Origin of the sequence: Spirosoma sp. 209 (assembly GCF_002006735.1) — a bacterium.
Taxonomy (GTDB): domain Bacteria; phylum Bacteroidota; class Bacteroidia; order Cytophagales; family Spirosomataceae; genus Spirosoma; species Spirosoma sordidisoli.
Genome location: NZ_MVEC01000003.1, coordinates 123569 through 134706, shown reverse-complemented (window position 1 = coordinate 134706; position 11138 = coordinate 123569). Strand labels below are relative to the sequence as shown.

Annotated in this window: 7 protein-coding genes; 6 read left to right on the top strand and 1 reads right to left on the bottom strand. The window is 54.0% G+C overall.

Annotated features, from left to right (window positions below; translation table 11 throughout):
• The first annotated feature begins 97 nt into the window (after positions 1-97).
• Entirely contained in the window at positions 98-2410 is a 2313-nt protein-coding gene (locus B1C80_RS06255) for an ATP-binding protein (RefSeq protein WP_077920212.1), read from the top strand.
• A 19-nt stretch (positions 2411-2429) separates the two neighbouring features.
• Here B1C80_RS06255 and B1C80_RS06250 read toward each other — a convergent pair whose 3' ends face one another.
• On the bottom strand, positions 2430-3080 hold the full coding sequence (locus B1C80_RS06250) for an oxidoreductase (RefSeq protein ID WP_077920211.1): 651 nt from the start codon (positions 3078-3080) through the stop codon (positions 2430-2432).
• A gap of 73 nt (positions 3081-3153) precedes the next feature.
• On the opposite strand from B1C80_RS06250, the gene B1C80_RS06245 reads away from it, so the two are divergent.
• The 5 genes from B1C80_RS06245 to B1C80_RS06225 all read left to right on the top strand — a co-directional run bounded on the left by B1C80_RS06245 (position 3154) and on the right by B1C80_RS06225 (position 11079).
• Positions 3154-5628, top strand: coding sequence for a TonB-dependent receptor plug domain-containing protein (locus tag B1C80_RS06245; protein ID WP_077920210.1), 2475 nt, complete (start codon positions 3154-3156; stop codon positions 5626-5628).
• Positions 5629-5651: 23 nt separating this feature from the next.
• Positions 5652-6674 carry an SMP-30/gluconolactonase/LRE family protein gene (locus tag B1C80_RS06240; protein ID WP_077920209.1) on the top strand — a complete coding sequence of 341 codons (1023 nt, stop codon included), beginning with the start codon at positions 5652-5654 and terminating at the stop codon, positions 6672-6674.
• 143 nt (positions 6675-6817) lie between these two features.
• Complete coding sequence (locus B1C80_RS06235) at positions 6818-8770, top strand: penicillin-binding protein 2 (protein WP_077920208.1); 1953 nt, start codon at positions 6818-6820, stop codon at positions 8768-8770.
• Positions 8771-8797: 27 nt separating this feature from the next.
• Positions 8798-10078, top strand: coding sequence for a rod shape-determining protein RodA (rodA, locus tag B1C80_RS06230; RefSeq protein ID WP_077920207.1), 1281 nt, complete (start codon positions 8798-8800; stop codon positions 10076-10078).
• 287 nt (positions 10079-10365) lie between these two features.
• Positions 10366-11079 carry an outer membrane beta-barrel protein gene (locus tag B1C80_RS06225; RefSeq protein ID WP_077920505.1) on the top strand — a complete coding sequence of 238 codons (714 nt, stop codon included), beginning with the start codon at positions 10366-10368 and terminating at the stop codon, positions 11077-11079.
• Positions 11080-11138 lie beyond the last annotated feature (59 nt).

The following is an 11138-nucleotide window of genomic DNA, read 5'->3' as shown; positions in this document are numbered from 1 at the left end:
CGGGGTTGTGTCGTATTTTTTAAATGCACTACCTTTAATGGGGCGGACAACACGTGTATACATCATCACAGCTGTATAACCATCTCCAGACGACCTCATGCAAACAGATCTCTCGGCAGTGGCAATGGCGCAACGTATCCTGGATACCTCGCGCAACGGCATGTTGTTGTATCAGCCCGTTTACGACAACCAAACCAGCGCCCCTGTTGACCTGCAACTGTCGATGGCCAACCGGCTGGCCGAGATCATGCTGGGCTGTTCGAGATCGGTAGCTATTGGGCAGCTCATGAGTCAGCAGATGCCTAAAGGGATTGATACCGACCGATTTCGTGAGCTTTTACGGGTTGCCGAATCAGGGGCTTCTCTGTCCTATGACGTTTGCATCAGACACACCGACTGTTACCCGAATATGGGTTGGTATACCATTACGGCCGACGAATTCAACGGAGGTGTACTGATCGCATATACCGATATTTCGGTCACTGTACAGGCCCGACAGGAGCAGACTGAACTGAACGACTTTATCGACGTGGTTTTCAGTACGTCGCTACTGGGCATTTCGGTGTTCGAAGCCATCAGAGATCAGGACGGCGGGATCAGCGATTTCCGGCTGGTGCGTATAAACGAGACCAGCGCCCACATGAACGGGATGCAGGTCAATGAGCTTGTGGGGAAAACGCTGCGTACCTTATATCCCCAAACTGAACAGGTAGGCTCCTTTCAGCAGTACGTTGCCGTCATCGAACAAAACGAACCATTTATCAAGGAGCAGTACTACCCCAATCAAAACCGATGGTATACCATCTCGGGTCGAAAGTTTAAAGATGGAGTCATACTCACCTTCCAGAACAGTACCGATCTGAAACGCATCGGGCTGCGTAGCGACCAACAGTTCGATCTGTTGCAAAGCGTTGTTGACAATGCGCCGGTCGGTATTATTCTGGCCGAAGCCATTTACGGATTAGGGGAGCAGTCGGGCCAGGTCGTCGATTTTCGGTACCGGCTTACCAACCGCTTCAACGCCGAACTGGCCGGGCATACGGTAGAGGGTATGACCAATCAGCTGATTTCAGCTTTGTTTCCGGGTTGGCAGCAGATTCCGCTTTTCCAGGTCATGGAGAGCGTAAACCGCACGGGTGAGGCCCGGCAGTTTAGCGAAGAGTACAACCGATACGGCATACGGGGCTGGTTTGAATATTACCTGGTCAAGCTGGGGGATGCCGTTTTGCTCACATTCCTCGACGTAACCAGGCTCAGGGAAGCCGATGAGGAAAAAAAGCGGCAGGCCGATTTGCTCCAGGCCGTAGTCAATAATTCACCGACCGGTATTGTGCTGTACCAGGCTGTACGCGATGAAGCCGGGCAGATTGTCGATTTCGTACATGCCCTGACCAATCCAACCAACGCGCGTGTTACGGGCCGTTCGGTAGAGGAGATGGCTGGGTTGTTGATGTTGCAGAATTACCCGAGCAACCGAACGAATGGTCACTTCGACGATTTGGTTCAGGTAGTTGAAACCGGAGAGCCACTCCGGCGGCTGCTTGATTATCGGGCTCATGGTATCAACGGCTGGTATGATGCCCAGTATGTCAAACAAGGTGATGGCGTGTTGTTTACCTACCTCGATGTGTCCGAAAGCCAGCAGAACCGCGCTCAGCTCGAAGCCGCCAACCGCGACCTGCTCCGCTCCAACGACAATCTGCAGCAATTTGCCTACGTGGCCAGTCACGACCTGCAGGAGCCACTGCGCAAGATTCAGGCCTTCGGAAATCTGCTGCAAATGCATGCCGTAAACCAGCTGGATGGAACGGCAATGGGCTATATCGACCGAATGCAGTCGTCGGCCGAACGTATGTCGATGCTGATTCGGGACCTATTGACCTTTTCCCGATTATCTACCCAGCAGGAATCGTTTTTGCCCGTCTCGCTGAACGAACTCCTGGCCGAGTTAACCGAAGACCTCAGCACAGCCATCCATGAAGCACAGGCTACTATCAGGATCGATAGCCTGCCGGTTATTTCGGGGCATCGGTTACAGCTTTATCAGCTGTTTCAGAACCTGATCACCAACGCCATTAAATTTCGGCGGCAGCACATTTCGCCAGCCGTAGAGATTCGCTGCCGCCGGGTCAACACGGCCGAACTGCCCGACAATCTGAAAAACAGTGCGGAAGGTCGACCGTTCATCGAACTCTGCGTAGTCGACAATGGGATTGGGTTCGAAGAGAAATACCTGGATCGTATTTTTCAGGTATTTCAGCGGTTAAACAGCAAAAGTCAGTTTGCCGGATCAGGTGTGGGGCTGGCTATCTGCAAGAAGGTTGCAGAAAATCATGGTGGCATGATTACCGCAACCAGCCAGTTGAATCAGGGATCAACGTTTCTGGTTTACCTCCCCGTTGATAAATAAGCGGGTTCACGGCCCGCGGTTAATAGCCTTGCAGCGCATCGGACTCAAAAATGTGTATCCCTGTTAGACCCTGCTGGGCGGTTTGCCGCATGGCATTGGCCACTTTGGCCGCGTCGACACCCCGGTATCTGGCCGGAATCAGGGGAGCAAACAGGCGCATGGCCCCCTCGGCCAACCGTTCGCCGAACCGGTTTTCAGTCCGGTTGCCGAGCAGGAGCGACGGGCGGAAAATCAGCAGGGTAGGGTACCCCAGCGCGGTCAGATCGCGTTCTACTTCGCCCTTCACCCGATTGTAGAAAAAAGATGAGTTGGTATCAGCCCCCATGGCCGTCACAATCATGAACTGTTTGGCACCGTTTGCCAGGCCGAGCCGGGCAATGTCCAGGGGGTATTGGTAATCGACTTTCCGGAAAGCATCCCGCGAGCCGGCTTTTTTCATCGTAGTGCCTAAGCAGCAGAAGATATCGTCGGCCTGGGTGAGAAGCCCATTGGGGTGGTCAAAATCAAATTGTACTTCCTGCAAACGGGGGTGCTGCCAGGTTAACGACTTGCGAATCAGCACTTTTACGCTGGAGTAGTCTGGGGAGTTAACCAGCTGATGAGCGAGCAGGTCGCCAATCAGGCCCGTTGCTCCAATCAGTAAAGCCGTTTTTGAGGAAGATGTCATCATATAGAGAGGGGTATTTTCGCTAATTTAGTCGCGATATCAACAAACAAAGGTCCACCCATCTTAAATCTATTTTATGCGTTTACTAAACCACCGTTCTTTTTTTGCATTTATCCTGCTTTCGATAACAGGCCTGACCGCATTTCGGTACATCGACGATGACTTCGTCAAGCGTTTGATTGACCAGTTTGAACGGTACAGCATTGAAAGACCCGTAGAAAAAGTGTATCTGCACACCGACCGGGAGGCCTACCTGGCTGGTGAAACAATCTGGATCAAAGGGTATTTGTTTGGCGGGAACACCCATACAGCCGATACGATAAGCAAGGTCCTGTATGTTGACCTGGTCGATGTGGCCGCGAAACAGGTACGCCTGCGGGCTCAGTTTCGGGCGGTAGCCAGTTACGCCCCCGGGCAGCTGGCCTTGCCCGACTCGTTACCAGCCGGTAGTTACCAGCTTCGGGCCTATACCAATTTCATGCGCAACTACCCCGATGCGTACTTTTTTACCAAAACGCTGGCTGTCCTGCGCACCGGCGGGACAACGGGAACGCCCACGGCAGCGAACGCAGCCACCCCCCGGCTCGATGTACAGTTTATGCCCGAAGGCGGGCAACTCATTGAAGGGCTGGATAGCCGGGTAGCTTTCCGGGCTACCAGTGTATCGGGCCGTAGTCAGGCTATCCAGGGATTCGTACTCGACAGCCGGAAAGATACCGTAGTTGGTTTCGCCAGTACCCACCTGGGGATGGGCTATCTGTCCATCAAACCCGAGGCCGGACAGCAGTATACAGCCTTTGTGCGGCAGCCGGAAGGAACATTTGCCAGCTACCCTTTACCAGCCGTACAGCCGCAGGGGGCATTGATGCAGGTCGATAATTTATCCAGCAAAGACAATGTCCGGGTCTACTTCCGGCATAACAAGACCAGTACAGATCCGGCAGCGGCCATGACGCTGGTGGCTCAGACTCGTGGTCAGATTATTCACGTGGCTAAAGTGTCGCTGGCCAAGAAATCGTCGGTGGCTCAGTTGACCAAAGCGCAGTTCCCCGAAGGTATCGCCCAGCTGACGCTCTTCGATGAGACCAACAAACCCGTCTGCGAGCGGCTGATCTTCATCGATAAAAATGAACGAATAAACGTTCAGGTGAAGGCTGAGAAGTCGGCTTACCGTACCCGCGACCAGATCAACCTGACCCTGACCACCACCGATGCCGACGGCAGTCCGGCTCCCGCCAACCTGTCGCTGGCGGTTGTAGACGATCGGCTTTCGCCGGAAACTGACTCCAACCGCGCGTCTATTACGTCCCATTTACTGCTCGAGTCAGATCTGACAGGAACTATAGAGCAGCCAGATTACTACTTCAATCCTGCGCATGCCGACCGGGCTCTCAAACTCGATCTGCTCATGATGACGCAGGGGTGGCGACGCTTTGTGTGGGCTGATGTGCTGTCGGGTACCATTCCACCCGTTACGTTTCCGGTAGAGCGCGGACTGGCCCTGACGGGGCGCGTTGTTCGACCTAATCAGAAAGATATTGGGGGTAAAGTACGCCTGACCTTCATCGTTGCCAAGCGAGATAGTTCGAGAGAGATGATGACGGGCGAAACCGACGAGCGGGGCAACTATGCAGCCTATGATCTGGACTTCACGGATACGACAACCGTGCTCATTCAGGGAACGAAAGGAAAAACGAACCGGGATCTGGTTATTACGCTCGACCAGCTGCTGACACCCCCCGTTACGATCGTGCGTCCTCCGCTCAACCCGGTTGAGTTCGATCGCGACGCATATGATGAATTTATCCGACGCACCAATGAGTACATGGAGATTGAGCGCCAGATTCGTAATAACCGGGAGGTGCTGCTCCAGGCGGTAACCGTAAAAGCCAAAAAGAATCAGCCACCCGATAGCCGGAAAATATACGGTGCGGCCGATGCGACGGTAAAGTTCGATCAGAACAATACCGCGGGCCGGATAACGATTCTGGACGTGATTCAGGGGCGGGTAGCGGGCGTTCAGGTGACCGGTTCGGGTTTCAGCGCCAAGGTTCAGATTCGGGGGGCTGCCAATTTTGGCGGGGCCATAGAACCTCTGTTCGTAGTAGATGGTACGCCCATGGACCTGCAGGGGGTTATGAGCATATCGGTAAACGACGTCGATCAGGTCGATATTCTGAAAGGAGGATCGGCGGCTATTTACGGCTCGCGGGCTGCGGGTGGGGTTATATCGGTGCTGACCAAACGCGGTTCGCCTGACTATGACTTGGCCAAGGAAGCGGCTCCCGGCACGCTGGTTGCCAAACTTCCGGGCTACGCACCGGTACGGGAGTTTTACGCCCCCCGGTACGACGTCAAAAAGCCAGAGCACATCCGCCCTGATTACCGCACTACGCTGTACTGGAATCCTCAGATTCAGACAGGGGCTGACGGAAAAGCCGTTGTTTCTTTCTTTGCATCAGATGCAAAAACAAAACTGCGCCTACGGGTCGAGGGAGCTACGGCTACAGGCATGCCCGGCCTGGGTCGGCAAACCATTCGAATCGAGTAAGGCAGACCAAACCCTTTTATCTGATGAACACAAACCGATTACTGATGGCGTTGCTGGTACTGACAGCCCCTGCGCCGGTACTGGCTCAGCCCGCCTACCCAACCATTGGGCAGATAATCAGACTGGATACGCGTCTGGACAAACTCCTGCCCAAAGACGCAAAAATAGACGTCATAGCCAGTGGGTTTGTTTGGTCTGAGGGGCCGGTATGGGTGAAACGAACAGCTCCGGCCGAGTCGTTTCTTCTCTTTTCAGATGTGCCGCAGAACACCGTATTCCGCTGGACCGAAAAAGATGGGCTGAGTACGTTTCTGAAGCCTTCGGGCTATACGGGGCTGGGAAACTACAGCGAGGAACCCGGCTCTAACGGATTGACCATTGACCCGAAAGGCCGACTCATCTTCTGTGAACACGGCGACCGGCGCGTATCGGCCATGCCGCTGGATGGCAGCGGAGGTAAAGTGACGCTCGCCGACCGGTATCAGGGCAAACGACTGAACAGTCCGAACGATGTGGTCGCTCACTCGAACGGGAGCTACTATTTCACCGATCCGCCATACGGTATGCCCAAACGCGAAAACGATACCAGCCGGGAAACCGATGGGTTCGGCGTATATCGTATCGGACCCGACGGGGCGGTAAGTCTCGTAGTAGGCGATCTGACCCGGCCCAATGGGGTTGCGTTATCGCCCGACGAAAAAACGTTGTATGTAGCCCAGTCGGATCCCAATAATCCGGTAATAATGGCTTATCCGCTCCAAACAGACGGATCGGTTGGAAAAGGAAAGGCAATTTTCGGCGCCGAGGGGCTGAAGAAGCAGGACCTGCGCGGTGGATTCGATGGGCTGAAGCTCGACCGGGATGGCAACATTTGGACCAGCGGTCCGGGTGGGGTGCTGGTGCTGTCGGCGTCGGGCGAGTTGCTGGGATATATTAAAACCGGCGTTGCTACTGCCAACTGTGCCTGGGGCGACGATGGACGTACGCTTTATATAACGGCTGACATGTACCTCTGCCGGGTAAAAACATCGGCGCGCGGATGGTAAAAAAGCAGGATGAAGTAGGAAAGATAAATGGGGCATACAAGTCTGCCCAACTACCTGACGTTTATCATTCATAATACCTCATAAGCTTTGCTTATCTTTGGTTTGCGTTATAGAATCGTAACTTGGTTTAGGTAGTAATTGTCATGTTGGAGAACCGGAAGTGGGTCATTATCGGGGTGTTCTGTCTGGTTGGGCTAACGTATCTGGCCCGCCTTTTTTACCTACAGGTACTGGATGATACATACTCGCTGGGCGCATCGAAAAACTCGATCAAGCGGGTGGTCGAGATTCCGTATCGGGGGCAGATTTATGATCGCAATAATCAGCTCATTGTTTATAACACCCCCGTCTATGACCTGTACGTAACGCCCAAACAGGTCAGGATTCCCGATACGGTTGCTTTCTGCCGGATGATGAACATCACTACATCCGAGTTCGACAGCATTATGGGGCTGGCTAAAAATTACTCGCCCGTGAAGCCATCGCTGTTTATGCGGCAGCTGTCCAAAGAAGATTTTGCCCGCATACAGGATGCACTCGTCGACTACCGGGGCTTCGAGCCGGTGATAAGCTCCATGCGTACGTACCCGGCCCACACGATGGCCAATGCGCTGGGCTACGTGAGTGAAATCAGCAAAAAACAGCTTGAAGAACAGGATATCCTCTATTACCGACAGGGCGATTATGTGGGGCATAACGGCCTGGAAGAGCAGTATGAAGAACAACTGCGCGGTAAACGGGGGGTTAAGTTCATGATGCAGAACGTGCGGGGTGTAAATAAAGGCTCCTGGAAGAACGGGGCCTTCGATACGCTGGCTATTGCGGGCCAAAACCTGATTACCGGGATCGACGTTGAGGTGCAGAAATACGCCGACAGCCTGATGCAGAACAAAGTGGGGGCCGTGCTGGCGGTTGAACCCGCTACCGGCGAAATTCTGGTGTCAGTATCGGCGCCTACCTACGACCCGAACCTGCTGTCGAGCCGTTTCTTTTCCAAGAATTACCGGGCGCTGATTAAAAACCCCTACAAACCGCTCATTAACCGGCCCGTTATGGCCAGCTACCGGCCCGGCTCCACGTTTAAGCTGATCCAGGCGCTGATTGCTCAGCAGCAGGGGTCGCTCTACCCCAATACCGTATACGGCCACAGCGGTTCGCCAATGCGTTGTCACTGCCGCGGAGGCAATAACCTGCGGGGGGCGGTGCAGAACTCCTGTAATCCGTATTTCTACCACGTTTTTCGCAAGTTCCTGTATTTCAACGGCGAGCATAATACCTTTAAGGCCTCGGCAATTGGTCTGAAGGAATGGCACAGCATGGCCGAAAAGTTCGGTATCGGTGCGCGGCTCGGCATCGACCTGCCCAGCGAGCTGAAGGGTAACTTGCCCACGCCCGAATACTATGATAAAGCCTACCGGGGGGCGCTGCGCTGGAAATTCTCCAACGTGTACTCGCTCAGTATCGGCGAGGGTGAGTTGCTGATCAGCCCGTTGAAGCTGGTCAATCTGGCGGCCACAATCGCCAATCGCGGCTGGTACATCACCCCGCATTACATCAAAGGATTAAACAAGCCCGGCGTTGGCGTGCCGGCCGAATATTTCGAGCGCCACGAGACCGGCATCGACTACAAGCATTTTCTGCCCGTTATCGACGGCATGCGTGCTGCCGTATCCCACGGTACCGTAACCCCACTCGCTAATATCGAGGGTATTGATTTGTGCGGTAAAACCGGTACGTCGCAGAATAACAAGTACGGGCATAAGTTTGACCACTCCATCTTTATCGGGTTCGCGCCGATGAACAACCCCAAAATAGCCGTAGCCGTTTTCGTCGAAAACGCAGGCTGGGGCGGCAAGGCGGCCGCTTCTGTAGCGGCTCTGGTAGCCGAGCGCTATCTGAAACGGAAAACGGAAGCCAAAAAGCTGGATGAGCAGGTGAAAGCGGCCAACTACCTGCCTCCGGTGAGCCGGATGCCTGTTCCAAAAAAACCAGCCGCTCCCAGGAAGGATACGGTCCGGAAAACCCCCGAAGCCAAGCCGCTCATGACGGCTAACAGTCCCAAACCGGTTGCCGTGGCTGCCGCCAGTGGACATTAATCCCGTAAACTCAATATACTAGTGTCTTTGTCTCGTACGAACGATCCTTTTGCGCAACACATCGACTGGCTGACGCTGGTGCTGTATCTGGGCTGTGTAACCATGGGCTGGCTCAATGTGTATGCCGCCGTATACAGTCCCGAAGACCATACGAGCCTGTTCGATATGACCACCAATGCGGGTAAGCAAATGATGTGGATTGGTACTACCGTGCTGCTCATCATTTGTATTCTGGTAATCAACCATAAATTCTTCGACTCGTTTGCGTACGTGTTTTATGCGTTTATGATTCTGATGCTGCTGCTGGTACTGGTTGCCGGGTCGAACATAAACGGGTCGCGGTCGTGGTTTAAGTTTGGCGCGTTTTCTATACAACCCGCCGAGTTTGCCAAAGTGGCTACGGCGCTGGCGCTGGCCAAGTATCTCGATGTGCCCGGCATGAACCTTGGCCGAACCAAAGAGCTGCTGCGCATCGGCGGCATTATCGTGCTGCCCTGTATTCTGATTCTGGCCTCCAACGAAACCGGCTCAACGCTGGTTTTTGCTTCGTTTGTCATCATGCTGTACCGCGAGGGACTCCCGGGCTGGATACCGGCCCTGGGTATCAGTGTAGCGGCTCTGTTCGTGCTGGCGCTGGTTTTTCCGAAGCTGTACATTTTTGCCGGCATTGTGGTGCTGTACGGGATCATTGTGCTCCTGATGCCCCGCTACAACCGTACGACCCGGAACCTATTGTCCATGGCAATGATCGGCGCAGGCATGATGGCGCTCGTTACCGGTGTCGATTTCTTTGTCAACAATGTGCTGCAGAAGCACCAGCGAAACCGCATCAAGGTACTTGTCGACCCAACAATCGACCCGCTGGGGGTGGGCTGGAACGTGACCCAGGCAAAAATAGCGATCGGATCCGGGCGGCTTCAGGGTAAGGGCTTTCTGGAAGGAACCCAGACAAAATTCGATTTCGTACCGGAACAGAGCACCGACTTTATCTTCTGCACCATAGGAGAGGAGCATGGTTTTATCGGCAGCATGATTGTCATTGCGCTCTTCATCGGACTACTGTCCCGAATCGTTATCCTGGCCGAGAAGCAGCGCAGTAAATTTGCCCGGGTCTATGGCTACTGCGTGGCGGGTATAATCTTTTTCCACGTTATGGTCAACATCGGTATGACCATCGGACTCATGCCCGTTATCGGAATTCCGCTGCCGTTCTTTAGCTATGGTGGATCGTCGCTCTGGTCGTTCTCGATCCTGCTGTTCATTTTTCTGAGACTAGATTCCCGCCGTACCGCCCTCATGCGGAGGTAAACTGAAACTGTCCGAAAGGATGGCCCTTCATCGGTGCCTGGCAGTAGCCAGGCACCGATGAAGGGCTTTTTGTGTAGTGAGGTTGTGAGAGTGTCTATATAAGTCATTGATTTTTAGGGGTGTATGGTGCCGGAAAAAGGGTGTTTGAAAAAAAACAGAAAAAAACGCAAAGCCCATGCAACCTGTCAGCGGGCTTTATACATCTTCTGATCAAACAACACCGGGAAACGATTAGCGCTGATCGACACACCGTCAACTTTTCAACCACGATCAATCTGACAACTGTCATGAAAGCTATATATCACCTCCTCACCACGGCCCTGACTCTGACTTCGGCCGCATCGTTTGCCCAAACGACAATCACTATTGAGAAAGACTCGGCAACGCATACCACGCGGTCGTATTCAACCAGACGGGCCGAGCGGATTGCCAGTGATTTCAGCATCTACATTGGCCTGAACAACTTCAGCGGCACACTGCCCCGTGGGTACGAATTCCGGCCAATCGGTTCGCGTTTTGTAGCGCTGGGCTGGCAGAAGCGGATTCCGCTCATAGCAAAGGGGGCTACCAAGCTGCGGCTCGTAACCGGACCCGAAATAGCCTGGAACAATTTTATGTTCGAAGGCAACAACACCCTCGTAGAGCAGAACAACCAGCTTATCGTAGAATCAGCCAACGTAGACCTGCGCCGGTCTAAGCTGGTCACCACCCAGCTGAACCTGCCCGTGATCCTGAACCTGTCGTTCCGGTCGGGGCTGACCCTGGGCCTGGGAGCTTACGCCGGTCTGCGAGTCGACAGTTACACCAAAGTTAAGGCAGAGGGTGCCCGGGCCGTCAGGACGCACGGTTCTTACAACCTCAACCAGGTGCGCTGGGGATTGACTACCGAACTGGGTTTCCGCCACGAGGCTAAACTCTTCTTCCGCTACGAGCCCAAAAGCCCCTTTGAGCCAGGACTTGGACCCGATGCCAGTGTATGGGCGGTTGGTTTCAAGCTATAATCAGCTGGTATATTCTGGTCCGGTTTAGGGCGTACCGGCCGGGCCAGAATTTTTTTCAG

What these genes read in the sequence shown, in the direction of transcription:
- B1C80_RS06240 (WP_077920209.1), top strand. Translation starts at nt 5,652, where the DNA reads ATGAACACAAACCGATTACTGATGGCGTTGCTGGTACTGACAGCCCCT.
- B1C80_RS06255 (WP_077920212.1), top strand. Translation starts at nt 98, where the DNA reads ATGCAAACAGATCTCTCGGCAGTGGCAATGGCGCAACGTATCCTGGAT.
- B1C80_RS06250 (WP_077920211.1), bottom strand. Translation starts at nt 3,080, where the DNA reads ATGATGACATCTTCCTCAAAAACGGCTTTACTGATTGGAGCAACGGGC.
- B1C80_RS06235 (WP_077920208.1), top strand. Translation starts at nt 6,818, where the DNA reads ATGTTGGAGAACCGGAAGTGGGTCATTATCGGGGTGTTCTGTCTGGTT.
- B1C80_RS06225 (WP_077920505.1), top strand. Translation starts at nt 10,366, where the DNA reads ATGAAAGCTATATATCACCTCCTCACCACGGCCCTGACTCTGACTTCG.
- B1C80_RS06245 (WP_077920210.1), top strand. Translation starts at nt 3,154, where the DNA reads ATGCGTTTACTAAACCACCGTTCTTTTTTTGCATTTATCCTGCTTTCG.